This window comes from Janthinobacterium tructae (assembly GCF_006517255.1).
GTDB classification, from domain to species: domain Bacteria; phylum Pseudomonadota; class Gammaproteobacteria; order Burkholderiales; family Burkholderiaceae_D; genus Janthinobacterium; species Janthinobacterium tructae.
Genome location: NZ_CP041185.1, coordinates 3942387 through 3967663, shown reverse-complemented (window position 1 = coordinate 3967663; position 25277 = coordinate 3942387). Strand labels below are relative to the sequence as shown.

Sequence of the window (25277 nt, the reverse complement as noted above, 5' to 3'; positions counted from 1 at the left end):
AAAAACTATGTGGTTCAAGAATCTTCAGATTTACCGCCTGCCCGCACCGTGGGCTTACACGCCAGAACAACTGGAAGAGGCCTTGTCCTCGAACAAATTTACGCCGGCGACCAGCATGGATCTGATGCGCCAGGGCTGGGATACGCCGCGCCCGAACGGTGGTCTGGTGCACGTGGTCAACAAGCAAATGTTGATCTTGCTGGGCACGGAAAAGAAACTGTTGCCAGCGACCGTCATCAACCAGGTGGCCAAGGCCCGCGCTGCCGAGATGGAAGAAGCGCAAGGCTTTGCGCCCGGTAAAAAGGCCATGAAAGAATTGAAGGAACGCGTGGCCGACGAGTTGCTGCCGCGCGCCTTCAGCATCCGCAGCAATGTCTGGACGTGGATCGACCCCGTCAATGGCTGGCTGGTGGTCGATGCGGCCAGCCCGGCAAAAGCCGATGAAGTCATCAAGCTGTTGCTCAAAGCCGTGGATAAACTGCCGCTGGAAAGCTTGCGCGTGCAGCGCTCGCCGGTGGCGGTGATGACGGAATGGCTGCAGGCCGACGATGCGCCTGCCGGCTTCACAGTCGACATGGACACGGAATTGCGCGCCACGGGCGAAAGCAAGGCCACCGTGCGCTACGTGCGCCACACGCTGGAAGCGGACGACGTGCGCCGCCACATCGCGGCCGGCAAGCAGTGCACGCGCCTGGCCATGACGTGGAACGACAAGATCTCGTTCGTGCTGACGGAGTCCCTGGCCATCAAGAGCGTCAAGCCGCTGGACGTGATCAAGGAAACGGAATCGAGCACGAAGAACGACGACGAGCGTTTCGACGGCGACCTGATGCTGATGACGGGCGAGCTCTCCAAGCTGATGGCCGACGTGGTCGAAGCATTGGGCGGCGAAGCGACTGCATAAACGCAGTCATGTCGGTACGAAAAAGGAGCTTCGGCTCCTTTTTTTCGCCTGTGCTTTTAGCCCTGTCCCGGCATCGGCTTACAAGGGCTGGAACACGCCGGCGGCGCGGTTCTTTTGCACATTGTCCCAGGCGAAGATCTGGCCATTCATGGCCACGTACACGCCCGCTGGCAAGGTTTGCGCCACGCCGCAGGCAAAGCCCAGGTTGAACAGGGCATCGGAGTTGTCGATTTCGTAGGGAATCATGGCGCCCGTCAAAATCACCGTTTGCTGCAGGTTAGCCGCGCCCAGCACTTGCGCCGTCTCGCGCATGGTGTCGGTGCCGTGGATGATGACGATGGCTTTCTCCTGTGCCGCGCGGCACGAGGCCAGCACGCGCTGGCGGTCCGCATCCTGCATGTCGAGCGAATCGAGCAGCGGCAGTTGCTCCAGGGCCACGGGTGCCGTCATGCGCGCGCGGGCTATCGCTGCCGGCAAATGACTGTCGGAAAAGCCCAGGGTACCGTTCAATTCGTTGTAGTGTTTGTCGAAAGTGCCGCCGGTGGCGAGTATGCGCAAAGTCATGATGTGGTCACGATGTCAGTGGAGAATGACGCGCATGATAGCGTGGATTGTGTGCCTTGCGTGAATGGCGGGTCCGTTGCGGGCCGTTGCAGATCGCATCTGGAAAATTTGGCCATCTGTGAGTACACTGGTTTCTTTGTTTGCCTGCCACCCCGACTCCGTATGAAAGCGCTCGCTCCCGGCACCGTCATTTTTCACCGCCACCGCGGCTATGGCGTCATCACGTCCGTCAATTTGCTGACGGGCTGGATCGCCGCCCGTTTCGGCAGCGAAGCGCGCACCCTGGACCTGAACCTGTCGACCGACGATGTGCAGTTTGCCGATGGCGAAGCGATTTTGTTTCGCCGCGCGCCGCCCGACCGCATGCCGCATGCGCGTCTGATGGCCATGGTGCGCGAGCTGCACCAGGCCGGCTATCAAAAACTGTATCTGTATTCCTGGCCCAAGCCGTCCGGCCTGCACTGGCGCTGGCATTTGTTTACCGGGCCGCGCGACTGGATGCAGCGACCCTGGCGCGAAGGCTGGTACGGTTCGGGCGCCGATTACAACGTCAACCCCGTGATGGGCTGGGGCGATACGCCCGGCGCCACCACCGGCGAGCTGATCGATGCCCTGGCGCGTTTCGATCCGCAAGGCCTGGCGCAGGCGCTGGGGCGCGACGACGACCATAGCGCGTGGTTTGGCCGCGTCTGCGATGCGCTATTACCCAACTACATGTACAGCCTGGACATGCAGCGCACTCCGGGCGAGCCCTTGCAGGACATGCCGCCCGTGCCGGTGGTCGCCGTGCGCGCCGGCGTGGCGCCGTATGCCGGGCCGGACATCGCCTGGCCACCCGGCTGGGCCGGCCTGTGGCGCGGCCGGCACGCGCTGCCCGCGCCCGCCATCCGCATCACGGGCGAACCTGACCTCATCAAGGGGTTTCAACGCTCCTGAGGGGCTTGCCGCGCATGCTGCAACACCTCGGGATTGAGCAGGCGCGTGCATTGATGCTGCGCAAAATCGACGATGTTTTGCAAGGCGTAGCGGAAGTACAGTTCATAGCTGTCACGCTCGACGTAGCCCAGGTGTGGCGTGGCCAGCACGTTCGGCAGCAGCAGCAATGGCGCGCCTGGCGGCAGCGGCTCGTCCGTGAATACGTCCAGCGCGGCCGCGCCCGGGCGCCCCTGCTGCAGCGCGGCTTCCAGCGCGCCCTCGGCCACCAGTTCGGCGCGGCTGGTGTTGACGAAAAGCGAGTTTGGCTTCATGCGCGCCAGGTCCTCGGCTGTTACCAGGCCGCGCGTCGTCTCGGACAGGCGCAGGTGCAAGCTCAATACGTCGGCTTGTTCAAAGAACGCTGCGCGCGACACCGCCGCCGTGTCGCCAGCGGCCACGGCCGCCGCGCGGCTCGCTTCGCTGCCCCACACGAGAATGGTCATGCCGAAGGCGCGGCCATAGCCGGCGATCAATTGACCGATCTTGCCGTAGCCCCAGATCGCCAGGGTGCGCCCTTTCAATACCGTGCCGAGCGTGTTGCGCGCCGGCTCGATCGATGACGTTTGCCACAGTCCTTCCTGCAGATGTTGCGCATACGGCACGATCTTGCGCTGCGCCGCCATGATCAGCGCCCACGTCAGTTCGGCCGGCGCCGTGGGCGAGCCGATACCTTCCGCGATGGCGATACCCAGCTCCGTGGCGGACGCCACATCGATGTGGCCGCTGACCTTGCCCGTTTGCGAAATCAGTTTCAGGTTCGGCAGTTTCGACAGCAAGGCGCGGTTGAAACTGCTGCGTTCGCGGATCAGCACCAGCACGTCGAACGGCGCCAGGCGGATGGCCAGCTGGCCCAGTCCCCGCGCCGTATTGCTGAACACTTTGACCTCGTGGCCATCGAGCAATGGGAAACAATCGAGGCCGCGCACGGCATCCTGGTAATCATCGAGTATGGCAATTTTCATGGTGGATGGCCGATTTTAGTGAGGATTTGGTAGGGAAATAACAGGATACGGGAAATGCTGAATAGCCTACTACATTAGTCAAGCTATTCTCCTACATTTTTGCGAGAATAGCTGATTGGCGGGTGTACAATCGCCGGCACTTTTGAAGCTTCCTGAGTATAGTTATAGCGCAAACCGTTCCCGCAGCCTGGGCGCATGATCCAGGTAAACGACAACACCAGAGCCCTGCCCGCGTGAAGACGCCGCCCGCAGTGAGCCGCAGCCACCTCTCAACGATGCTGCCTGTCTTGCCGGAATGACCAGAATTTCTTTTATTGGTATTGGAGGTAATATGAATCAGCCCGTCATGGGTGGCGTCGCCGCACTCAACGTCCCAGCTTATATTAAACAACAGAAACTGATCAACTGGGTGGCCGACATTGCCGCGCTGACCAAGCCGGAGCGTATTTACTGGTGCGATGGTTCGCAGGAAGAGTACGAGCGCCTGTGTGCCGAAATGGTTGCCAGCGGCACCATGAAAAAACTGAATGCCGAAAAGCGCCCGAATTCCTATCTGGCCTGCTCGGACCCGAGCGACGTGGCCCGCGTCGAAGACCGCACGTATATCTGCTCGGCAACGAAAGAAGCGGCCGGCCCGACGAATAACTGGACCGAGCCTGGCGAAATGCGCCACACCCTGAACGGCCTGTTCGACGGCTGCATGCGCGGCCGTACCATGTACGTCGTGCCCTTCTCGATGGGCCCGCTGGGCTCGCCCATCGCGCACATCGGCGTGGAACTGTCCGATTCGCCGTATGTCGCCGTGAACATGAAGGTCATGACCCGCATGGGCCGTGCCGTGTACGACGTGCTGGGCACCGATGGCGCCTTCGTGCCGTGCGTGCACAGCGTGGGCGCGCCGCTGGCTGCCGGCCAGCAAGACGTGAAATGGCCGTGCAACAGCACCAAATACATCGTGCATTTCCCGGAAACGCGTGAAATCTGGTCTTTCGGCTCCGGCTACGGCGGCAACGCCTTGCTGGGCAAGAAATGCTTCGCCCTGCGCATCGCCTCGAACATGGGCTACCAGGAAGCGCAAGCGTCCGACAACAACCCGGGCTGGCTGGCCGAACACATGCTGATCCTCGGCGTGGAATCGCCGGAAGGCAAGAAGCATTACGTCGCGGCAGCGTTCCCATCGGCCTGCGGCAAGACCAACTTCGCCATGCTGATCCCGCCGGCAAGTTTTAACGGCTGGAAAGTGACCACCATCGGCGACGATATCGCCTGGATCAAGCCCGGTGCCGATGGCCGTTTATATGCCATTAACCCGGAAGCCGGTTATTTTGGCGTGGCGCCGGGCACCAACGAAAAAACCAATTACAACTGCATGGCGTCCATGCGCGACAACACGATCTTCACCAACGTGGCGCTGACGGACGACGGCGACGTCTGGTGGGAAGGCTTGACGAAAGAAGCGCCAAGCCACCTGATCGACTGGCAGGGCAAGGACTGGACGCCAGCGTCCGGCACCAAGGCGGCGCACCCGAACGCGCGCTTCACAGTTGCTGCCACACAAAACCCCGTGATCGACGCCGCCTGGGACGATCCGGCCGGCGTGCCGATCTCGGCCTTCATCTTCGGCGGCCGCCGCTCGACCACCGTGCCGCTGGTCACCGAAGCGCGCAACTGGGTCGAAGGCGTCTACATGGCTGCCACCATGGGTTCCGAAACGACGGCCGCCGCCGTGGGCCAGATGGGCGTCGTGCGCCGCGATCCATTTGCCATGTTGCCGTTTATCGGCTATAACATGAGCGATTACTTCCAGCACTGGCTGGACATGGGCGTCAAGGTGGGTAAAGTGAACCCGGCGGCCCTGCCGAAGATCTACTGCGTCAACTGGTTCCGCACGGACGAGGCAGGCAAGTTCGTCTGGCCTGGCTTTGGCGACAATATGCGCGTGCTGAAGTGGATGCTCGAGCGTATCGAAGGCACGGCGGGCGGCGTGGAAAACCTGTTCGGCACGACGCCGCAGTATGGCGACCTGAACTGGGATGGCTTGCCATTCACGCAAGAACAGTTCGACACCATCACTTCGATCGACAAGGCGGCGTGGCGGGACGAATTGAAATTGCATACGGAGCTGTTTGAAAAACTCGCGTATCATCTGCCGCAAGAATTGACAGATCACAAGGCTGCGCTGGAAAAGCGTTTGGCTGAGTAAGCGTTAGTAGTGGGGGAGAAACACGCCGGCAAAGACTGGCGTGCGATAAATGACACGCCGGCAATGACTGGGGTGCTAGCAAAAAGAGAAACGGCGCGGATTGCATGAGCAATCCGCGCCGTTTTTTATGGCAGGTACAATAATTGTCCTGTGGAAATTATTTGTTGTCATGCCTATTCAAAACATGAAAAAAACGATCATCATCCTTAGCACCGTGGCCGCCTGCCTGCTCGGTAGCCGCGCCCATGCCGAGCATCGCCAGGATTGTGAAAGTGCGGACTATGCCAAGCAATATGACCATACATTTTCTGCCGGCATGAAGAACAATGTCGAGCGCCTCAGGGAGCAGCAGGCCGGACATCAAAAAAACCTGGACGGCATGGTGGCTGCCTTGAAACAAAGCGGTGTGTGGTCGGATGACGACTCCGTGACGTTCTTTACGAATATGTGGACGGATGAGAGTGGGAAGGCTGTGGAGGCTGGCAGGAAGAAGGCGACCGAGCGATGGAAGATTCAGGTGCTGACGGTGCAGTTTTGGGACGCCACCATGAACGACCACCCAGCACAGAAGGCGCGCGGCATGTGTTTGCTTGCTCCCCGTGTACTTGATGAGGCCGTAGTCTTTTACGATGCGCTGGAAAAGGTCTGGAGCTATATGGAAATGAAAGTTGCGGAAGTAGCCAAGGACAAGAACGTGACCCTGCCGGCATTGCCGTAGACCCGGCATAAAAAAACGGCGCGGATGCTGAGGCAATCCGCGCCATTTTTTAAGTGCTGCTGCTTATTGCTTCAACAGTGGCCCCAGGTATTTCCCCGTCACGCTGGCCGGGTTCAGCGCCACGTCTTCGGGCGTGCCCGTGGCAATGATCTGCCCGCCACCGGCACCGCCTTCCGGGCCCAGGTCGACCAGCCAGTCGGCCGTCTTGATGACGTCCAGGTTGTGCTCGATGATCACCAAAGTGTTGCCCTGGTCGCGCAGGCGGTGGATGACTTTCAGCAGCAAGTCGATGTCGTGGAAGTGCAAGCCCGTGGTCGGTTCATCGAGGATGTACAGGGTGCGTCCCGTGTCGCGCTTGGACAATTCCAGCGACAGTTTGACGCGCTGCGCCTCGCCGCCGGACAGGGTGGTGGCGCTCTGGCCCAGCTTGATGTAGCCGAGGCCCACGTCGAGCAGGGTTTGCAGCTTGCGCGCGATCAAGGGCACGGGCTTGAAGAACTCATGCGCCTCTTCCACCGTCATGCCCAGCACTTCCGTGATGTTCTTGCCCTTGTAGTGCACTTCCAGCGTTTCGCGGTTGTAGCGCTTGCCGTGGCACACGTCGCACGGCACGTAGACGTCGGGCAGGAAGTGCATCTCGACCTTGATCACGCCATCGCCCTGGCATGCTTCGCAGCGCCCGCCTTTCACGTTGAACGAGAAGCGGCCCGCGCTGTAGCCGCGTTCCTTGGCGGTTGGCACGGTGGCGAACAGATCGCGAATCGGCGTAAACAAGCCCGTGTAGGTGGCGGGGTTCGAGCGCGGCGTGCGGCCGATCGGCGCCTGGTCGACGGAAATGACCTTGTCGAAGTGCTCCAGGCCGCTGATCGATTCGTGCGGCGCCGGCTCCGTCTGCGAACCATATAAATGGCGCGACAGCGCCGGGTACAGGGTATCGTTGACCAGCGACGATTTGCCCGAGCCGGAGACGCCCGTCACGCACGTCATCAAGCCCACTGGCAAGCTCAGCGACACTTTTTTCAGGTTGTTGCCCGTCGCGCCAGTAATGACCAATTGCTTTTCCGGATTGCTGGCGTGGCGCTTGGCTGGCACGGCAATTTTCAGCTTGCCGTTCAGGTATTGCGCCGTCAGCGATTTCTTGTTCTTGAGAATGTCTTGCAGGGTGCCTTCGGCGATGATCTCGCCGCCGTGTACGCCCGCGCCGATGCCCATGTCGACGATGTAGTCGGCCGTGCGGATGGCGTCTTCATCGTGCTCGACCACCAGCACGCTGTTGCCGATGTCGCGCAAGTGTTTCAGCGTTTCGATCAAACGGTCATTATCGCGCTGATGCAAGCCGATCGACGGTTCGTCGAGCACATACATGACGCCCGTCAAACCGGAGCCGATTTGCGACGCCAGGCGGATGCGCTGTGCTTCACCGCCCGACAGCGTGTCGGCGCTGCGGTCCAGCGACAGGTAGTCGAGGCCCACATTGTTGAGGAACTTCAGGCGCGAAATGATTTCTTTCACGACGCGGTCGGCGATTTCCTTCTTGGCGCCCGTCAGTTTCAGCTTTTCAAAAAATTCCAGCGTCTCGCGCAGCGGTTTTCCCGCCACTTCATAGATGGCGCGCTGCTGCTTGCCCGTGCCGACCTTGACGAAGCGCGCTTCCACGCGCAGGCGCGCGCCATCGCACGAGGGGCAGCATTTTTCATTGATGAACTTGGCCAGTTCTTCCTTGACGGCCATCGAATCCGTCTCGCGGTAGCGGCGCTGCAGATTGTTGACCACGCCTTCGAACGTGTGTTCCTTGATGACGGTGCGGCCCCGTTCGTTGACATAGGTAAACGGAATCACTTGCTTGCCGGAACCGTACAGCACGGCTTGCTGGGCATTCAGTGCCAGCTGCTCGAACGGCATGTCCAGGTCGAATTCATAGTAGGCGGCCAGGTTCGACAGCATCTGGAAATAAAACTGGTTGCGGCGGTCCCAGCCCTTGACGGCGCCCGATGCCAGCGACAGGTTCGGGAACGCGACGATGCGTTTCGGGTCAAAGAATTCGATGTGTCCCAGGCCGTCGCATTCGGGGCAGGCGCCCATGGGGTTGTTGAACGAGAACAAACGCGGTTCCAGTTCCTGCAGGGAATAGCCACACACATTGCAGGCGAACTTGTTGGAGTACACGTGTTCCTGCGCGGTATCCATTTCGTAGGCAATGGCGCGGCCATCGGCCAGGCGCAGGGCCGTCTCGAAACTTTCCGCCAGGCGCTGCTTGATTTCCTGGTTCACCTTGACCCGGTCGATGACGACGTCGATCGTGTGTTTTTCCGTCTTCTTCAATTTCGGCAGGTCATCGACTTCATAGATCTTGGCCGCATGCGTGCCGCTCTGTACGCGAAAGCGCACGAAGCCCTGCGCCTGCATCTGCTCGAACAGGTCGACATGTTCGCCCTTGCGATTCGCGACGACGGGCGCGAGTATCATCAGCTTGGTGTCTTCCGGCATGGCCAGCACGGCATCGACCATTTGCGACACGGACTGGGCGGCCAGCGCGTTTTCCGGGTGGTCGGGGCAGTAAGGCGTGCCGACGCGCGCGTACAGCAGGCGCAAATAATCGTGGATTTCCGTCACGGTACCCACCGTTGAGCGTGGGTTATGCGACGTTGCCTTCTGTTCGATGGAGATGGCCGGTGATAAGCCCTCGATCAGGTCGACGTCCGGCTTTTCCATCAATTGCAGGAACTGGCGCGCGTAGGCGGACAGCGACTCGACATAGCGGCGCTGGCCTTCCGCGTACAGGGTGTCGAAGGCCAGCGAAGACTTGCCGGAGCCGGACAGGCCGGTAATCACGATCAGCTTATTGCGCGGCAAATCGAGATTGATATTCTTGAGGTTATGCGTGCGAGCGCCGCGAATGCGGATCTGTTCCATGTGATTGCCTTGCTTTCAGTGAGTGGTGCGGCCGGCGCATTGTGCCTGGGTGCAGATGAGGAGCCACAACGGGTCAACCTGTAACTATAGCCGGGTTTTGCTCTGCATGCCTGAGGCGTCCATGGGCGGATTGCGCCGCCAGGCGAACGTGCCCCGACAAAGTTTGATACAGATGCGTGCAGACGTTTAAACACTGTATATAATACCAGTATTCAAGTTTCTTGTTTTCACCTGCCGTGAAAAAAACGTGCTGCCGCACGGGAGAGGGCATCCGCCAGAAAGCGTGTGCTTTGCGCCGCGTGGTCGCTTATAATCCTCGTTTAGTACACTAAACTAACGCGCGGGACACCGCCTCCCGCTGCAGTTCATCAGGAGTTATTCATGGCATCAGTCAACAAAGTCATCATCGTCGGCAATCTGGGCCGTGACCCGGAAATCCGCTACATGCCTAGCGGCGACGCGATCGCCAACATCGCCGTGGCCACTTCGTACAAATCGAAGGACCGCAATACGGGCGAACAAAAAGAATTGACAGAGTGGCACCGTATCTCGTTCTTCGGCCGCCTGGCGGAAATCGTCGGCCAATACCTGAAAAAAGGTTCGTCCGTCTACGTCGAAGGCCGTCTGCAAACGCGTAAATACACGGACAAGGACGGCGTCGAGAAGTACGCAACCGACATCATCGCGGAACAGATGCAAATGCTGGGCGGTCGCTCCGGCATGGGCGGCGACGCCGGCGGTGGCGATGACAGCTACGGCGGCGGCGGTGGTGGTGGCGGCTACGACGCCCCGGCCCCGCGCCAGGCACCCGCTCCGCGTCCAGCCCCGGCACCGGCACCACGCCCGGCACCGAAGCCAGCACCGAACTTCTCGGATATGGATGACGATATTCCGTTCTAATTCGGTCAAGGTCGTTTTTTGTTGCCTGAAGCCTGTTTTCCGAGAGGAAAACAGGCTTTTTGCGTTATGGAGAGAGTAACGCTTACCTTGCAAGCGCTTCCAGGCGCGCCATCCCGATCCAGCCCATCTGGCCCCGGCAGTGCCCGCTCATCACGCGTACATGGGCAAGAGCTTCGGCTGTGCTTCCTGGTGGATCATTCTTGATATCAAGGATGGCAACCGTGTCCCCTTTCAGCGGCTGGCAGGCATGCATGGCGTTGCCTTCGATGGTTGCTTCCTTCCATAACACGTTGCTCGCGGTGAGCTTTGCCATGCGTTCGGGCGTTTGCGCTCCTGCCAGGCTGCAGCTGAGTGCCAGGACGATGGCAATGAAATTGGCTTGTTGCATATCTCCTCCATTGAGTCAGTCAGAAAAACCAGCAATGGATAAGATCATCGGCAGGCGAAAAAATTCAATGCCGCTGGCCTGGAGGGCAGGTGCGCATGCTGAATTACGCAAACCTCAATCGTGCAGCCGCATCTCCAGGCTGTAGCTGGCCACCGCATTCCTGCGCGCCGCGTTGCGCATCAAATATACCTGCACTGTGTACTCGCCATCGGCCGGCAGTTTCGCCTGGTAACTGTTGCCACTGGTCGAGCCGATGAACAGGGCTTCGTCCTGGCCTGGCTGGCGGATGTTGAAGTAATTCGATGGCTGATTGGTCTTGAGCTTGACGCTGAGGGTCTGGCCGGCCTTGCCAGTGAGCGTGTATTCGGCCGTGGCGTAGCCCTTGATCTTGCCTTTCACGCTGTGCGCGTTCTTGCTTGCCGTCAACTCGACGGTTTCCTTGTGGACCGGATCGGCGCTCCAGGCGGGCGTGGTGAAAACCAGGGCCGCCAGCAGCAGGCTGGCGCGGAGGGGTAGTGGACGACGCAGCATATGGCACTCCTTTGAACGTGGATGAATAAGCAGGTGATGATGAGGCCATTCATCTTACGCCAGCGGCTGCCAGGCGCCTGTACGGCAGCGCGCGCATGGCCAGTTCGAGGATGGTTTTTCCCCCTTTCTTGATCCAGGTACTTTTTTTGGCTGCGCACGTTTCAAGTTGCGGAAAAATTTCAATTTCAGGTAGGCTGAAGCGTCTCTACGCTGCGGAACCGGCCGCAGGCGCTGCTGCGCCGGACCGGTTTTTTGCTGCTCTTTTTCCCTATACTGAAAGGAACGCAAATGGGTATTTCCGGAAAAGTCGCGCTGGTCACGGGTGCCGCGCAAGGTATCGGCAAGGCCATCGCCTTGCGCCTGGCCAATGATGGCGCCGATATCGCGCTGGTGGATTTGAACCAGGACAAGCTGGACGCGGCGGCCGCCGAAGTGCGCGCGCTGGGGCGCCGCGCCGTCACCTTCATTGCCGACGTGTCACAGCTCGATCAGGTGAGCGCCGCCGTGGCGTTTGCGGAACAAGAATTGGGCGGCTTCGACATCATCGTCAACAATGCCGGCATCGCGCAAGTGCAGCCCTTGCTCGACGTCACGCCGGAAGAAGTCGACCGCATCATGCGCATCAATGTGCAAGGGACGCTGTGGGGCATCCAGGCAGCTGCCAAGACGTTCAAGAAACGCCAGCAGAAGGGCAAGATCATCAATGCCTGTTCCATCGCCGGGCATGACGGCTTTGCCCTGCTGGGCGTGTATTCGGCCACCAAGTTTGCCGTGCGCGCGCTGACGCAGGCGGCGGCCAAGGAACTGGCGGCCGACGGCATTACCGTCAACGCGTATTGCCCCGGCGTTGTCGGTACCGACATGTGGGTCGAGATCGACAAGCGCATGGCCGAACTGACTGGCGCCGAACTGGGTGCGACGTACAAGAAATACGTGGACGGCATCGCGCTGGGACGTGCCGAGACGCCGGAAGACGTGGCGGGGCTGGTTTCCTTCCTGGCGGGGCCGGACTCGGACTACATGACGGGCCAGGCGCCGCTGATCGATGGTGGTCTCGTGTACCGTTAAAACACTGACGGCATAAAAAACAGGCCACGCTGTCGGTGACGGCGTGGCCTGTTTGCGTTGGTTCAAGCAAGCCTTAATTGAACGTGATTTCCTTGCGGTTATCGCGCGGGACGCGGTCGATCATCTTGTTGTAAGGATCAACACCTACTTCGAACGGTTTGTCCTTCACGGTGATGGTGATCACCGGGTCGCTGCCCGACACCTTGCGCTTGTCCGTGAAGAGGACTTTTTCATCTTTTTCTTTGGCGCCAGGGGCGCGCGCGAAGATGGCGATTTCCACCGGCTCGTCATAGGCGCGCGCGCTTTCCTTGCCCTTGCCGTCGGACTCCAGCTTGGCCAGGTGCAGCTGCATGGTGACATCCCACTGGCCATCCTTGCGCTGTACGGCCGACGCTTGCGTCACGCGGTTGTCGTAGAAGACGATCTTCTCGAACAGGTCCGTGATCAGCGCCTGCTTGTCCTGCGGCGCTTCGGCGCGGATGTAGGCCAGCAGTTCCAGGGTGGTGGTGAACGGCGCCTGCTGATAGCCCTTGTCCTGCAGATAGCGTTTCAGGGCACGGTTCAGGGCTTCCTCGCCGAGCTCGTCGCGCAGGCGGTAGAACACCAGGCTGCCTTTGTTGTAGTGGATGTATTGCTGTCCTTCCACGCGCGCCAGCGGCTGTTCCTCGATGGCTTCTCCGCCGCGCCCGCTCAGATAGCGGTCCAGTTCATAGCGCAGGAAGCGGCGCATTTTTTCGCGGCCATATTCCTTTTCCATCACCATCAGCGCCGAGTACTGCGACAGCGATTCCATCAGCATGGTGGCGCCCTGCACGTTGGCGCCGATCACCTGGTGGCCCCACCACTGGTGTGCCATTTCATGCGCCGTGACGTAGAACACGTAGTCGATGTCATCCTTGTCGCGCAGGTCGGCGATGAAGCCGATGCCTTCCGAATACGGAATCGTATTGGCAAACGACTGCGCGAAGCTCTGGTAGCCAGGAAACTCCAGGATGCGCACCTGCTTGTGCTGGTAGGGCGTGAACTGGGTGGTGTAATAGTCGAGCGACTTTTGCACGGAGGTAATCATGCGATCCGTGTTGTAGCCATGCTTTTTATCAAAGTAAATTTCGATCGGTACGCCATGCCAGTCGCCTTTCTTTACCTCCCAGCGGGCCGACAGGTAGGCAAAGAACGGCATCATCGGCTGGTCCATCTTGTAGCGGTAATAGCGGCGGCCATCCTTTTCCCAGCTTGCCTGCAGGTAACCAGGAGCCAGCGCGATCTGCTCGCCGCTGGTGGAGACGGTGGTGTCGAAATTGATCCAGTCCGCTTCATTGCCAAAGACGGTGTTGCCGTAGGCGGACTTGTCTTCCAGCTTGGCCATGCGCTGCGGTTCGCCCAGGCCGCGTTTGCGGCGCTCATTGCGGTTCGTCAACTCCATTTCCTTCGCATAGCCGAAGTGGGGGAAAAAGGCCTGGTTGTTGAAGAAGCTGCCGTTCAGGTTGACCTGGTCCGGCGCGCCGTCGTTGGTGAAACCCTGGTGCGTGACGGCCACCGTGAAGTCCAGCGGCAGGGTGGCGCCCGGCGCCAGGGGCTGGGCCAGCTTGAGGATGCTGAAGCCGAGTTCCTTGTCATCGAGCACGACCTTGTGCTCAGGCAAGTTCAACCAGTGCGTTTCCAGGTCCGGGTTGAGCTGGATGCGCAGGGTATCGAGCGGCTGCTGCGTCTTGTTTTGCAGCACGTAGTGGCCCTTGATCAACACCTTGCGTTGCTCAGGATAAATATCCACATCGGCCTGGACGTCGGTGATCTTCAGCTGCGGCAAGTCCTTGTATTGTTTGTACAATTTCTCGTAGCGGGCCTGCTTGTCCATGCCGATGTCCGACGTCTCGTACTTGTTCAGCACGTTCGTGTTGTAGAAGATCCAGCCGCCCGTGCCTGCCCAGCACAGCACGACTACGGCCAGGGCGGCACCGGCGCGGCCTTGCAGGCGCTGGCGGGCCAGGCGCACGCGCGCGCGCCAGTCGGCGGACAAGCCGCGCACCCAGAACGCACGGGCCAGCATGACGAGTGCCACGGTAAACAGGCTCCAGTACAGAGAGAACCAGACCCAGCCCGTCAGGAAGTGGCCATAGCCATTCATGTCCGAATACTTGATGGCCGGCGTGCCGCCGAAGGCGTACAGGTTGTGTTCCAGGTGCAGCATGCCCAGCACGGCTTGCGCCACCATCAGCAGGATCACCAGCAGGTAGCCGATGAACTTGTTATTCGACAGCACTTGCAGGGTGAGGGCGCACAATCCCATCAGCACGAAGAAGAGGGAACCGAGCAGGGTGCCTTTCAGGTACAGGCCCAGTTCCACGGGCGCGCCGCCCTTGACGAGCTGGAAACCGATGGCGGTGATGACGCCCACCAGCAGGTAGCCGGCGATGACGCCGACCAGGGCCGTGCATTTGGCCAGCAGGGGCACCCAGCCGGGCACGGGCATGGCATCGCTGACGTCAGCGATCTTGACCTGGCGCTCCTTGAAGATCAGCTCACCGGCATAAAAGGTGACGATGATGATCAACAGGAAGCTGAAGCTGTTGTTGATGCTTTGCAGCATCAAATGGGTCATCGGATACACGGCCGTGCCATACATGTTCTTGCCCACGCTGGAGCCGGCGATCAGGTTGATGACGCCAAACAGCAGCATGACGAGGAAGGGCACGCTCTTGAAGACGCCGGCGGCATCGAAGCGCAGGATCTGCCACCACTGGCGCCAGGCCGTTGCCGGGGTAAAGGTAGGAATGCTGCGCGGCAGGTGCAGCGGCGCGGTGACGGCCGGCGCGGCCGCTGGCGCCTTGTGCTTGCCGAACAGGCGCTTGCCCGTACCCGTGCGCTGCGGTTTGAACAGGATCACGGTGGCGGCAAACAGCACGACGGTGATGCCCAGCCACAGCAAGCGGTTGGCCAGCAGGAAACCGGACAGTGGCGGCAGGCTGGCATTCGACTCGGCGGCCGTGAAGTAGCGCGTCATGCGGCCAAAGGCGCGCACGCCGAACGGGTCGAGCAGCACGGCGATCCATTCGTTGTTGATGTCGCGCGTAAACACGCCGGCCACGGCCCACAGCACGAAAAAGCCCAGCACGCCCACGTACACGAGCATCATCGAACGCGTGGTGGCCGCCAGCAGCATCAGCAGGGCGCCGATGAAGAGCAGGTTGGGGATGACGATGACGGCGAAGCTCCAGGCATACGTATGCAGCGAGAACGCGCCCACGCGTTGTGCATCGACCCAGGGCATGACGGGGCCGAGCATGGTGGCCAGGGCAATGGCGACGAAGATCACCAGGCAGGCGGCAAAGCCGGCGGCGAAGCGGCCGAACAGATAGTCCCACTTGCGCATGGGCGTGGCGAACAGCATGTCGGCCATGCCCACTTCGCTGTCGCGCAGCACGGCGCCGGCGATGAAGACGGTGACGAGAAACATCGCCAGCAGGCTGAAGATGCCCAGCATCTGCGCCACCACGGTGGGAGCGTTGCGGTTGATGTTGCCGATGGCGCCACCGATCTGCACCGAGTCGCTGGTGGTGGCGCCAAAGGCCATCAGGGCCATGATGACGGCAAAGACCCACAGCAGCGGCTGTTTCAGCTGGTAGACGAGGTCAAACTTGAAAAATTCCTTCCACATGGCGGCCCCTTACGCTGCCACGGCGGCTGAGGTGGCCGGTGCGGCAGCGGGAGCGGCGGCGCCGTGGCGGGCAGCGTTGCGCACGTGCAGGAAATACACGTCTTCCAGATCCGCGGCGATCTGCATGAAGCCGCTGTCGGGCTGGCTGTCGGCATATACGTTGATTTGCGGCTTGCCGCCCACCAGGCGCGTCGACAGCACGTTCAAGGTTTGCTGGTACTGCGCCAGTTCGTCCGTCGTGACACTGCGGCGCCAGACCTTGCCGTGCAGGGTATCGATGGCCGCCTGCGGCTCGCCCTGCACCAGTACCTGTCCCTTGACGATCATGGCCATGCGCGGGCACAAGTCCGTTACATCGTCGACGATGTGCGTCGACAGAATCACCACCACTTGCTCGCCGATCTTCGCCAGCAGGTTCAGGAAGCGGTTGCGTTCGTCCGGGTCCAGGCCGGCAGTGGGCTCATCGACGATCACCAGGCGCGGTGCGCCCAGCAGGGCCTGGGCGATGCCGAAGCGCTGGCGCATGCCGCCCGAATACGTGCCCAGGTTGCGCTTGCGCGCTTCCCACAGATTGGTTTGCTGCAGCAAGGCTTCCACGGCTTCCTTGCGCGGGCCCTTTTCCGTCAACCCTTTCAAGACGGCAAAGTGGTTGAGCAAGGTTTCCGCGCTGACCTTCGGATAGACGCCGAAATCCTGCGGCAGATAGCCGAGCTGGCGGCGCAAGCCAGCCTTGTCCTTGAGCACGTCGATGCCATCGAAATGGATGCTGCCGCTGTCGGGATCTTGCAAGGTGGCAATGGTGCGCATCAGCGAGGACTTCCCTGCGCCATTCGGCCCCAGCAAGCCGAACATTCCGTTGGGAATCTCCAGGCTGACATCATTGATGGCCTTGACGCCATTGGCATACGTTTTGTTCAGCTGTTTGATCGATAGCATGTGCAGCACTCTCCAGAGCTTGGGTCTAAAAAGCCGGCAGATACCTGTCTGCCGGTCTGTGCAAGGGGATCGCCCTTGTTTTCTGTCAACCGCGATGGCGGATGTTACTTAAAGGAAATAATATATAAGCAATTGGAAAAAAGTAATCTTTTTGCGACCGGAGGTGGAAAAACGGGCATGAAATGCCCCAGGCGGGGATGAGTGACGGTGATAAGATCGCGCACTGGTTCGACACCACAGTGGAGGAAAGCTTTTCATGCATGCCATAGACAAGATCATCGCCTTGCGCGCCATTGCCCCGGGCGAAGAGGCGGCACTGGCGCGGCTGTTTCAACTGTACTGTTATGACAATGCCGCCTGGAGCGGTGAAGCGCTGCTGGCCGATGGCCGCTACGACGTGTGCGATGCGGGGCTGGCGTCGTATGTGCACGCAGCTGGCCACACGGCCAGCTGGATCGAGGTCGATGGTGAACTGGCCGGCTTTTTCATCACGGAGCCTGGCATGGCGGGCGGGTTGGCGGTGCAGGAGTTCAGCGACTTTTTTATTTTGAAGCAATACCGGCGCCGGGGCGTGGCGCTGGAAGTGGTGCGCAGGGTGCTGCTGGACAGCGAGCAGACGTGGCTGGTGGCGATGTTTCGCGCCGATGCCGCTGCCTGCGCCTTCTGGCAGCAGGCGTTTGCGCGCCTGCCGTTTGCCAGGGTCGAGGCCTACGACGATCCGGACTTGCCGCAGTTCCAGCTGACCTTGCTGAAATCGGCGGCCTGAGCTCGTTTAGAAGCGCACTTTCACATACGCTGACGGTCCCGTCAGGCGAATGTTCAGGTCGGCATCGCGTTCGCTGTCGCGGTGCAGCTTGATTTTCGAGATGCCATAATCGGCCACGAAGCCGATGTTCTTGAACGGAAACCATTCCACGCCGATATTGCCGCCGTAGATGTGGCCATTGATGCGTCCGCCGTTTTTCTTGATGCCCGACGCTTCCGCATACATGCGCAAGTCCGGCGTGAAGGCGTGGCGCCAGCCCACTTCCAGCAGCGGCGCGAATGCATGCTCGCTGATGGAATCGCGCGCCGTGGCCGTTTCGCCATTGACGACGCCGGTGGCCGTGCCGTTCAGGCCGGCGTGGTAGTAGGCGGCGCCCAGGCCGATGCCGAAGGTGTCGTTGCCGCTGCCCAACCACCATTTATAGGCCAGCTTGGCCAGGTCCAGCTTCAGATCCGCATTCGCCGTGGCCGTGCCGGTGACGGGCTGGCCATTGATGATGGTTTCGCCCGTCAGGCTTGGCGTGTAGGATTTGTCGTAGCGGTAGTAGTCGAAAGCCAGGCCGTGGCGGTCGCCGATCAGCACATCGGCCTTGATGCGCGGGATGGTGGTATGGCTGGGCTTTGATTCGGGGGCGTCGATGCGGCCAAACTGCGTGTCGGCGCCGATATTGATGCGCGGATCGGCGGAAAATGCCCCGACCGAGATGCTGACACGGTCCAGCGTGGGCGATGGCTCGGCCCGCGCCGTGGCGGCCGCCGTGGCCATGCCCAGCACACCCAGCATCATGGCACCGCGCAAGGCGAGGTGGTGCGGACGAGGTGGGGACAGGCGGGCGGGGACGGACGTAACAACCATAGGACTACTCCTCAGAATAAAGTGAAACTGTCGCGATGCTTGGGCGGCCCACGCTGGGCAACAGTGCAATGAGGAAATGGTAGCAATTGTTACTTTTAAATTACGTAGCCGCACGGCGCAAGTGGCCGTCGGATTTGTCCTACCGTGTGTAACAGCTAGTATTCATACCGGCATTGCCTGCAACGCAGGACGCGGGCAGAATGGTGTGCAAGAAGAGGAGACACCGCATGAAAATCGCCGCCATTTCCGATATCCACGGCAACCTCGATGCGCTTGAGGCCGTGCTGGCCGATATCGCCCGGCGTGGGGTCGACGTGACCGTCAACCTGGGCGATATCGTCTCGGGCCATCTGCAGCCGCGCGCCACGGCGGCGCGCCTGATGGGGCTCGACTTGCCCACCATCCGCGGCAACCACGAGCGCCAGCTGCTGGGCGACCCGGCCCGCATGGGCGTGTCCGACGCTTTTGCGCGCGCGCAACTGCTGCCCGAGCAACTCGCGTGGATCAATGCGCTGCCCGCCACCTTGCGCTTGCGCCACGATGTGCTGCTGGTGCACGGCACCCCGACAAGCGACCTCGTGTATTTTCTCGACAGCGTCACGCCGCAGGGCAGCCGCGCCGCCACGCCGGTGGAGGTGGCCGAACGCGCGGGCGCGGCCGACGCGGCCCTGATCCTGTGCGGCCACACGCACATGCCGCGCCAGGTGCGCCTGGCCGATGGGCGGCTGATCGTCAACCCGGGCAGCGTCGGCTTGCAAGCCTACGACGACGATCATGCTTATCCGCACGTGATGCAGAACGGCACGCCGCATGCGCGCTATGCGATTGCCGAACAGGCGATGGACGGCGCCTGGACGGCGCAGTTGCACGCCGTGGAATATGACTGGGAGCAGGCGGCGCGGCTGGCGCTGGCGAATGGCCGGCCCGACTGGGTCGTGCCACTGCGCACGGGCCGTGTCGGCGTGCTTACCTGAACTCTTCGGCCACCAGGTTGTACTTTTGCATCTTGTGATACAAGGTCTGTTTCGGCAAGCCGAGTACCGTGCTTACTTCGCTGACGTTGCCGGAATATGCGCGTAGTTCCTGTTCGATCAGTGCGCGTTCGAAGCCGTTCACCTGCTCCGCCAGCGACAGGGGGCTGGCCTGATTGCCCGCCAGCAGGCTGGAAGCGCCGCCGGCGATACCGAGCACGAAGCGGTCGGCGATATTGCGCAGTTCTCGCACATTGCCGGGCCAGGAATGGGCCATCAGGTTGCGCATCTGTGCGCTGGAGACCACGGGCGCGGTGCGGTTGTAGCGGGCGGCGGCGGCCAGCACGAAGTGCTCGAACAGGATGGGAATGTCTTCGCGCCGTTCGCGCAAGGGCGGTAAATGCAGCACGATCAGATTCAGGCGGTAGTACAGGTCGCTGCGGAATTTCTGCTGCTGCGACAAGTCTTCCAGGTCCAGCTTGGCCGCCGCGATGACGCGCACGTCGACGGGCGTGGGCACGTTGGAGCCGAGCCGTTCGATATAGCGTTCCTGCAGCACGCGCAGCAATTTCACTTGCAGGGACAGGGGCAGGCTTTCGATTTCGTCGAGGAAAAAAGTGCCGTGGTCCGCGTGCTCGATCTTGCCCACCTGCCGCTTGGCCGCGCCCGTGAATGCGCCCGGTTCGTGGCCGAAGACTTCGCTTTCAAATATGCTTTCGGGAATCGCGCCGCAGTTGACGGCAACGAAGTTGTGCTTGCGGCGGTGGCTGAAGTCGTGCAGGCAGCGGGCCACCATTTCCTTGCCCGTGCCCGTGTCGCCATAGATCAGTACGTCGGCCGGTTCGTCTGCTACGTCGAGTATCAAGCGCCGTATGTCGCGCATCGCCACGGAATTTCCCAGCAGGCGCGATTCGATGCCGCCGCCGTCCTCGAGCTGGCGGCGCAGGCTGTGCACTTCCAGCGTGAGTCGCCGCGTTTCCAGCGCGCGCAGGATGACGTCGACCAGTTGTTCGGACGAATACGGCTTTTCGATGAAATCATAGGCGCCCGTGCGCATGGCGTGCACGGCCATGGTGATGTCGCCGTGGCCGGTGACGAGGATCACGGGCAGGTTGGCATCGAGCGTCTTGACCGCTTGCAGCAATTCCAGGCCGCTCATGCCCGGCAGGCGCACGTCGCTGACCACGATGCCGGGGAAATCGGGCGTGAGCAGTTTATAGGCCAGCTCGGCCGAGTGGAAGGCCAGCACGTCCAGGCCAGCCAGTTGCAGTGCCTGCTCGCTGCCTTCGCGTACGGTGGGGTCGTCTTCGACCAGCAAGACCTTCAAGCCGTCAAACATGTTTTTCCTCCTGCGTTGCAATCTGTAGTTCGATGGTGAAGATGGCGCCGCCGCCGGGGGCGTTTTCGGCGCGCAGCACGCCGCCGAACTGGCGCGTGATCTGTTCGGAAATGGCCAGGCCCAGGCCCAGTCCCAGTCCTTGCGGCTTGGTCGTGAAGAACGGTTCGAACAGGTGTTCGTACACTTCCGTCGACAGGCCCGGTCCCGTGTCGGCCACATGGATCAGCACATGCTCGGGCGTGCATGCGACGGACACGCGCAGGCTGCGCACTTCGCTGCCGTTCATGGCGTCGAGCGCGTTGGCGTACAGGTTCACCAGCACCTGTTCCAGGCGGTTGCTTTCGCACATGGCGAAGATGTCTTCAGGCGGCAGTTGCAGGGTGAAACGCACATTTTCAACCTGCAGCCGGCGCTCGACCAGGAACAGGGCATTGCTGATCGCCGTGGGGATCGAGACGGAGGTCAGGCTGGTGGTCGACTTGCGCGCAAAAATCTTCAACTGACCCGTAATGGTCCCCATCCTGGCCGCAATTTGCGAGATCTTCGCCAGGTTGCGCCGCGCATCGTCGAGCCGTCCGCGCTCGAGCAGGATGACGGCATTGTCGGACATGGTGCGCAGCGCCGTCAGCGGCTGGTTGAGTTCATGCGTGATGCTGGCCGACATTTGCCCCAGCACGGCCATCTTGCCGGCCTGGAACAATTCGTTTTGCGTGATGTGGAGTTTTTGCTCGGCCTTGCTGCGCACCTCGATTTCCTGGCTCAGGCTTTGCGTCATGGCATTGAGTTCCGAGGTGCGTTCCTCGACCATGGCTTCCAGGTTGTCGTAGGCATGTTGCAAATCTTCGCGGGCGCGCAATTTTTGCGCCACGGCTGCGCGGCGCTGGCGCAGGTAAAAGAACAGCAGCATGAAAAAACCCAGCAGCACGCAAGAGAAGGCGGCTGCCGCGCGCGCGCTGGCTTTTGCCTGCGCCAGGTCGGACAGGTAGATAAAAGTCCAGCCTTGCGGTGACTTGAGCTTGATCTGTGTCATGACGCTGGAGCTGATCTTTGGTGGCGTGTCGGCATGTTCCTGCTCGCGCACGCTGATCACGCGCGCGCCATTGCCCAGCTGGCGGTCCGAGACGAAGGGGATGGCTTCGAGCTGCTTCGAGTAATACTGGCGCGTGCGGTTGAGTTCTTCGACGATGGCGGGCGACAGCGGCGCCAGGGTCTTGTATTTCCAGTCCGCCATGGAACTGAGAAAGATCACGCCGTGCTCATCGGCCAGCATGACCTTGTCCGCGCCTTGCACCCAGCGTTTTTCCAGGGTTTCCAGGTTCACCTTGACCGTTGCCAGGCCCAGCATGTGGCCATTCTGGTAGATGCCATGGGCAAAGAAGTAGCCGGGCTCGAGCCGCGTCGTGCCGACGCCATAAAAACGCCCCGGCGTGCCCCGCAGGGCGTCCTGCGCGTAGGGGCGGAACGAGATATTGTCGCCAATAAAGCTGTCGGGCTGCTGCCAATTGCTGGCGGCCCGCGTGTTGCCGTCGAGGTTGCTGATGAAAATGGTCGACGATTTCGCCTGGGCATTCATCTGCTCCAGGTAATGGTTGACCGTATCGACCAGCACGGGATCTTCCGGGTGCTGCAGCAGGCGGATCACGTCGCGGTTCAGTTCCAGCGTCTTGGGCAGGAAATCGTATTTCTCCAGCGCGTTTTCCAGGCTGCTGACATACACCTCGAGGCGCTGCGCGCCACTCGCCTGCAGCTTGCCGATGGCGATGCGCTCCGTCCAGAAATATACGAGCCAGACGGTCGTCAGACACGCTGCCAGCACCACGCCCCAAGCCAGCGTTTCGCGGCCCGAGCGTTGCGCCAGGCGCTGACGCCAGGAAAGGGAGGGTTTGTTACTGCTATTCATAAAATCAGCTGCCAACTTGCAAGAACCCACAGTATCGCATTTAAATATTGCGTAAAAAGAAAAAGCCGCCGGATATGCATCCGGCGGCTCACGCTTTTATGTCACGGACAGCTCGATGTCCTTAGAACGTGTGGCGCATGCCCAGGTTGAAACCGCTGTTACCGGTGCCATCGTCGGTGGCATTGCCAACCTTGTAGGTAGCGCCGTTCTTGTTGCTGATGTGGCCGTAACCTGTGTACAGGTCGCTGCGCTTGGACAGCGCATAGAAGGCGCCGATGGCCCACTGCTGGGCGTCACGGTTGGCATTGCTCTTGTCGTTGTGGCGGATGTAGGACGCGACCAGCTTGGTGGCGCCGAACGGGGCGCTGAAGCCAACGAGGATGTCGTTGCTCTTGCTGTCGTCGAAGGCGCGGTTGTCGGCGTAGCCGAAGTTGCCTTGCAGCACGCCAAAGTCGTAGCGCGTGGCCAGCAGGGTGTTGCGCGTTTGCTTCGCCACCAAATTTTCCTGGCGGTGGTGCGTCAGGGTCACGTTCAGCGGGCCGTCGATGTAGTGCACGGCGCCGCCCATGCTGCGGTTTTTCGCATTGTCGCCGGCCACTTCGCCAAAGCCATACGCCAGGTCGGCCGACAGCTTGCTCCAGGTCGGCGTGCTGTATTGCACCATGTTGTCGATGCGATAATTCGTCGCCATAATGTTCGATGCCGTGCCGGCCAGGCCGATGACAAACGGATCGGCCACGTCGCGCAGGGCCAAGTAGTACGGCGTATATTGGCGGCCCAAGGTGACGGCGCCGGCGCTGCCGGTCAGGCCGACGTATGCCTGGCGGCCGAACAGGCGGCCGCCCTGGCCCGAGGTGCCGGTATCGATGTTGAAACCGCTTTCCAGCACGAAAATGGCGGCCAGGCCAGCACCGAGGTCTTCCTTGCCTTTGAAGCCGATGCGCGAGCCCGAGGCGATGCCGGAGGCGACGCGGTTCAGGCGGTCGCCGGCCGCATCCTTGTCGAACACCAGGCCGGCGTCAGCCACGCCATACATGGTCACGCTCGATTGCGCCAATGCGCCGCCGGAAGCTGCGCCAAGGGCCAGCAGGGTAAACAGGACTTTTTTCATGAAAATCTCTCTAATAAGTTGGAATGACTACTGATCGCACTACCTGACTGCTTGTTACTCAACATGGACAACAAATAAATGGCCCGCTTGTGGCGGGCCATGGCGCTATCAGGCTTTGCTAGCGTGGTCAGCTTCGCCCCAATGGCTTTCCGTGTTCTGGTTGGCGGCGTTGGCCGCAGCGGCTTCTTCCTCGGTGGCCAGGCCACCTTCCCACTTGGCGACGACGGCCGTGGCGACGGCATTGCCGACCGCGTTGGTGGCCGAGCGACCCATGTCGAGGAATTGGTCGACGCCCATCAGCAGCAGCAAGCCCGCTTCCGGGATATTGAACTGGTTCAGGGTGGCGGCAATCACCACCAGCGAGGCGCGCGGCACGCCGGCCATGCCTTTCGAGGTCAGCATCAGCAGCAGCAGCATGGTGATCTGCGTGCCGATCGACAGGTCGATACCGTAGGCTTGTGCAATGAACAGCACGGCGAAGGTGCAGTACATCATCGAGCCGTCGAGGTTGAAGGAGTAGCCCATTGGCAACACAAAACTGGAAATCTTGCGGTCCACGCCGAACTGGTCGAGCGCCGTCAGCAGTTTTGGATACGCCGCTTCCGAGCTGGCCGTCGAGAATGCCAGCAGGAATGGTTCGCGGATCAGGCCGACGAGCTTGAAGATGCGCGGGCCGATGACGACAAAGCCGGCGCCGATCAGCAGTGCCCACAGGCACAACAGGCCCACGTAGAAGCCGCCCATGAACTTGGCGAACGTGACCAGCACGCCCAGGCCGTGGGTGGTGATGACGGAGGCCATGGCGGCGAACACGGCCAGCGGAGCCAGGTTCATGATGGTGCCGGTGATGCGCAGCATGACTTGTGCCAGCTGGTCGACGACGGCCGTCAGGGTCTTGCCCGATTCGCCCAGGCCGGCCAGTGCGCCGCCGAAGAAGATCGAGAACACCAGCACTTGCAGGATTTCATTGTTGGCCATGGCCTCGATCGGCGACTTCGGCACCAGGTGCGTGAAGAAATCTTTCAAGGTGAAGGCGGCCGTTTTCAAATTCGTTGAAGCGTGTACGTCCGGCAATGGCAAGCCCAGGTTGGTACCGAGCTGCATCAGGTTCGACAGCACCATGCCCAGCGCCAGCGAGACCAGCGAGGCGACGACGAACCAGCACATGGCTTTCAGGCCGATGCGGCCGGCTGTCTTGCCGTCGCCCATGTGGGCGATGCCGACCGTCAGGGTGGAGAACACCAGCAGCGCAATGATCATCTTGATCAGGCGCAGGAAGACGTCGGTGACGATGGAAATATTGCCAGCGATCTGAGCGCTGAGCTTGGCATCAGGGAAGGCGGTGTTGCATCCATAACCGACGGCAATGCCGAGGATCATGGCAATCAGGATGTACAGGGTTAATGGCCGTTTCTTTTTCATTATGACTCCTCCGGTGAAACGCCGCTGTGAGCGGATTATTGATAGCGAGCAACTCAAGCTTGGAGTCAGTATTTCTCAAAAACAAGCCCTTGCGTGCCAGCGATTATTTGCAGCAAAACCTGTACATAGCAAAGGATATGCCTGAAATGGGAATTTGCGGCCTAACTTCTTAAGTTGTTGATTTAAGGAAGCTTTT

The 25277-nt window shown here is 60.9% G+C and carries 20 protein-coding genes; 8 read left to right on the top strand and 12 right to left on the bottom strand.

Annotated elements, in window-relative coordinates; all coding sequences use genetic code 11:
* Positions 1–7 precede the first annotated feature (7 nt).
* Positions 8–904, top strand: coding sequence for a recombination-associated protein RdgC (locus FJQ89_RS17365; RefSeq protein WP_099761624.1), 897 nt, complete (start codon positions 8–10; stop codon positions 902–904).
* 78 nt (positions 905–982) lie between these two features.
* On the opposite strand, the gene FJQ89_RS17360 is transcribed toward FJQ89_RS17365, so the two are convergent.
* Positions 983–1468, bottom strand: coding sequence for an asparaginase domain-containing protein (locus tag FJQ89_RS17360; RefSeq protein WP_034781194.1), 486 nt, complete (start codon positions 1466–1468; stop codon positions 983–985).
* 162 nt (positions 1469–1630) lie between these two features.
* On the opposite strand from FJQ89_RS17360, the gene FJQ89_RS17355 reads away from it, so the two are divergent.
* Positions 1631–2404 carry an L-asparaginase gene (locus FJQ89_RS17355; RefSeq protein ID WP_141171072.1) on the top strand — a complete coding sequence of 258 codons (774 nt, stop codon included), beginning with the start codon at positions 1631–1633 and terminating at the stop codon, positions 2402–2404.
* Here FJQ89_RS17355 and FJQ89_RS17350 read toward each other — a convergent pair.
* The gene (locus FJQ89_RS17350; RefSeq protein ID WP_141171071.1) at positions 2392–3405 is read right to left on the bottom strand and encodes a D-2-hydroxyacid dehydrogenase family protein; all 1014 of its coding nucleotides are present in this window, start codon (positions 3403–3405) and stop codon (positions 2392–2394) included. The two genes, FJQ89_RS17355 and FJQ89_RS17350, sit on opposite strands and share 13 nt — an antisense overlap.
* A 331-nt stretch (positions 3406–3736) precedes the next feature.
* Here FJQ89_RS17350 and FJQ89_RS17345 point away from each other — a divergent pair, with 331 nt between their 5' ends.
* Together FJQ89_RS17345 and FJQ89_RS17340 are read left to right on the top strand one after the other, a co-directional pair.
* Positions 3737–5608 carry a phosphoenolpyruvate carboxykinase (GTP) gene (locus FJQ89_RS17345; protein WP_141171070.1) on the top strand — a complete coding sequence of 624 codons (1872 nt, stop codon included), beginning with the start codon at positions 3737–3739 and terminating at the stop codon, positions 5606–5608.
* 100 nt (positions 5609–5708) lie between these two features.
* A complete protein-coding gene (locus FJQ89_RS17340) occupies positions 5709–6326 on the top strand; it encodes a hypothetical protein (RefSeq protein WP_141171069.1) in 618 nt (205 codons plus the stop codon).
* Positions 6327–6389: 63 nt separating this feature from the next.
* On the opposite strand, the gene uvrA is transcribed toward FJQ89_RS17340, so the two are convergent.
* Positions 6390–9239 carry an excinuclease ABC subunit UvrA gene (gene uvrA / locus FJQ89_RS17335; protein ID WP_141171068.1) on the bottom strand — a complete coding sequence of 950 codons (2850 nt, stop codon included), beginning with the start codon at positions 9237–9239 and terminating at the stop codon, positions 6390–6392.
* A 381-nt stretch (positions 9240–9620) separates the two neighbouring features.
* Between uvrA and ssb the strand changes: the two genes are divergently transcribed.
* Positions 9621–10139 carry a single-stranded DNA-binding protein gene (ssb, locus tag FJQ89_RS17330; protein WP_071075050.1) on the top strand — a complete coding sequence of 173 codons (519 nt, stop codon included), beginning with the start codon at positions 9621–9623 and terminating at the stop codon, positions 10137–10139.
* An 82-nt stretch (positions 10140–10221) separates the two neighbouring features.
* On the opposite strand, the gene FJQ89_RS17325 is transcribed toward ssb, so the two are convergent.
* Both FJQ89_RS17325 and FJQ89_RS17320 read right to left on the bottom strand, forming a co-directional pair.
* A complete protein-coding gene (locus FJQ89_RS17325) occupies positions 10222–10527 on the bottom strand; it encodes a hypothetical protein (RefSeq protein ID WP_141171067.1) in 306 nt (101 codons plus the stop codon).
* A gap of 114 nt (positions 10528–10641) precedes the next feature.
* A complete protein-coding gene (locus FJQ89_RS17320; protein WP_141171066.1) occupies positions 10642–11058 on the bottom strand; it encodes a hypothetical protein in 417 nt (138 codons plus the stop codon).
* Between the two features lie 288 nt (positions 11059–11346).
* Here FJQ89_RS17320 and FJQ89_RS17315 point away from each other — a divergent pair, with 288 nt between their 5' ends.
* Entirely contained in the window at positions 11347–12126 is a 780-nt protein-coding gene (locus FJQ89_RS17315) for an acetoin reductase (RefSeq protein WP_141171065.1), read from the top strand.
* A gap of 73 nt (positions 12127–12199) precedes the next feature.
* On the opposite strand, the gene FJQ89_RS17310 is transcribed toward FJQ89_RS17315, so the two are convergent.
* Positions 12200–15781 (bottom strand): ABC transporter permease/M1 family aminopeptidase, encoded by a 3582-nt coding sequence (locus FJQ89_RS17310; RefSeq protein ID WP_141171064.1) that lies wholly within the window; start codon positions 15779–15781, stop codon positions 12200–12202.
* A 9-nt stretch (positions 15782–15790) separates the two neighbouring features.
* Entirely contained in the window at positions 15791–16717 is a 927-nt protein-coding gene (locus FJQ89_RS17305) for an ABC transporter ATP-binding protein (protein ID WP_141171063.1), read from the bottom strand.
* 256 nt (positions 16718–16973) lie between these two features.
* On the opposite strand from FJQ89_RS17305, the gene FJQ89_RS17300 reads away from it, so the two are divergent.
* Positions 16974–17483 carry a GNAT family N-acetyltransferase gene (locus FJQ89_RS17300; RefSeq protein ID WP_141171062.1) on the top strand — a complete coding sequence of 170 codons (510 nt, stop codon included), beginning with the start codon at positions 16974–16976 and terminating at the stop codon, positions 17481–17483.
* 6 nt (positions 17484–17489) lie between these two features.
* Here FJQ89_RS17300 and FJQ89_RS17295 read toward each other — a convergent pair whose 3' ends face one another.
* Positions 17490–18338, bottom strand: coding sequence for a hypothetical protein (locus FJQ89_RS17295; protein WP_141171061.1), 849 nt, complete (start codon positions 18336–18338; stop codon positions 17490–17492).
* A gap of 227 nt (positions 18339–18565) precedes the next feature.
* On the opposite strand from FJQ89_RS17295, the gene FJQ89_RS17290 reads away from it, so the two are divergent.
* Positions 18566–19312 carry a metallophosphoesterase family protein gene (locus FJQ89_RS17290; protein WP_141171060.1) on the top strand — a complete coding sequence of 249 codons (747 nt, stop codon included), beginning with the start codon at positions 18566–18568 and terminating at the stop codon, positions 19310–19312.
* On the opposite strand, the gene FJQ89_RS17285 is transcribed toward FJQ89_RS17290, so the two are convergent.
* The 4 genes from FJQ89_RS17285 to FJQ89_RS17270 all read right to left on the bottom strand — a co-directional run bounded on the left by FJQ89_RS17285 (position 19305) and on the right by FJQ89_RS17270 (position 25081).
* On the bottom strand, positions 19305–20648 hold the full coding sequence (locus tag FJQ89_RS17285) for a sigma-54-dependent transcriptional regulator (RefSeq protein WP_141171059.1): 1344 nt from the start codon (positions 20646–20648) through the stop codon (positions 19305–19307). The two genes, FJQ89_RS17290 and FJQ89_RS17285, sit on opposite strands and share 8 nt — an antisense overlap.
* Positions 20641–22548 carry a sensor histidine kinase gene (locus FJQ89_RS17280; RefSeq protein ID WP_141171058.1) on the bottom strand — a complete coding sequence of 636 codons (1908 nt, stop codon included), beginning with the start codon at positions 22546–22548 and terminating at the stop codon, positions 20641–20643. The genes FJQ89_RS17285 and FJQ89_RS17280 overlap by 8 nt, the downstream gene beginning before the upstream one ends.
* A gap of 121 nt (positions 22549–22669) precedes the next feature.
* The gene (locus FJQ89_RS17275; protein ID WP_141171057.1) at positions 22670–23659 is read right to left on the bottom strand and encodes a porin; all 990 of its coding nucleotides are present in this window, start codon (positions 23657–23659) and stop codon (positions 22670–22672) included.
* A 108-nt stretch (positions 23660–23767) separates the two neighbouring features.
* On the bottom strand, positions 23768–25081 hold the full coding sequence (locus FJQ89_RS17270; protein WP_141171056.1) for a dicarboxylate/amino acid:cation symporter: 1314 nt from the start codon (positions 25079–25081) through the stop codon (positions 23768–23770).
* Positions 25082–25277 lie beyond the last annotated feature (196 nt).

Coding starts and splice junctions, on each gene's coding strand:
- FJQ89_RS17365 (WP_099761624.1), top strand. CDS start 8: ATGTGGTTCAAGAATCTTCAGATTTACCGCCTGCCCGCACCGTGGGCT.
- FJQ89_RS17360 (WP_034781194.1), bottom strand. CDS start 1,468: ATGACTTTGCGCATACTCGCCACCGGCGGCACTTTCGACAAACACTAC.
- FJQ89_RS17355 (WP_141171072.1), top strand. CDS start 1,631: ATGAAAGCGCTCGCTCCCGGCACCGTCATTTTTCACCGCCACCGCGGC.
- FJQ89_RS17350 (WP_141171071.1), bottom strand. CDS start 3,405: ATGAAAATTGCCATACTCGATGATTACCAGGATGCCGTGCGCGGCCTC.
- FJQ89_RS17345 (WP_141171070.1), top strand. CDS start 3,737: ATGAATCAGCCCGTCATGGGTGGCGTCGCCGCACTCAACGTCCCAGCT.
- uvrA (WP_141171068.1), bottom strand. CDS start 9,239: ATGGAACAGATCCGCATTCGCGGCGCTCGCACGCATAACCTCAAGAAT.
- ssb (WP_071075050.1), top strand. CDS start 9,621: ATGGCATCAGTCAACAAAGTCATCATCGTCGGCAATCTGGGCCGTGAC.
- FJQ89_RS17325 (WP_141171067.1), bottom strand. CDS start 10,527: ATGCAACAAGCCAATTTCATTGCCATCGTCCTGGCACTCAGCTGCAGC.
- FJQ89_RS17320 (WP_141171066.1), bottom strand. CDS start 11,058: ATGCTGCGTCGTCCACTACCCCTCCGCGCCAGCCTGCTGCTGGCGGCC.
- FJQ89_RS17315 (WP_141171065.1), top strand. CDS start 11,347: ATGGGTATTTCCGGAAAAGTCGCGCTGGTCACGGGTGCCGCGCAAGGT.
- FJQ89_RS17310 (WP_141171064.1), bottom strand. CDS start 15,781: ATGTGGAAGGAATTTTTCAAGTTTGACCTCGTCTACCAGCTGAAACAG.
- FJQ89_RS17305 (WP_141171063.1), bottom strand. CDS start 16,717: ATGCTATCGATCAAACAGCTGAACAAAACGTATGCCAATGGCGTCAAG.
- FJQ89_RS17300 (WP_141171062.1), top strand. CDS start 16,974: ATGCATGCCATAGACAAGATCATCGCCTTGCGCGCCATTGCCCCGGGC.
- FJQ89_RS17295 (WP_141171061.1), bottom strand. CDS start 18,338: ATGGTTGTTACGTCCGTCCCCGCCCGCCTGTCCCCACCTCGTCCGCAC.
- FJQ89_RS17290 (WP_141171060.1), top strand. CDS start 18,566: ATGAAAATCGCCGCCATTTCCGATATCCACGGCAACCTCGATGCGCTT.
- FJQ89_RS17285 (WP_141171059.1), bottom strand. CDS start 20,648: ATGTTTGACGGCTTGAAGGTCTTGCTGGTCGAAGACGACCCCACCGTA.
- FJQ89_RS17280 (WP_141171058.1), bottom strand. CDS start 22,548: ATGAATAGCAGTAACAAACCCTCCCTTTCCTGGCGTCAGCGCCTGGCG.
- FJQ89_RS17275 (WP_141171057.1), bottom strand. CDS start 23,659: ATGAAAAAAGTCCTGTTTACCCTGCTGGCCCTTGGCGCAGCTTCCGGC.
- FJQ89_RS17270 (WP_141171056.1), bottom strand. CDS start 25,081: ATGAAAAAGAAACGGCCATTAACCCTGTACATCCTGATTGCCATGATC.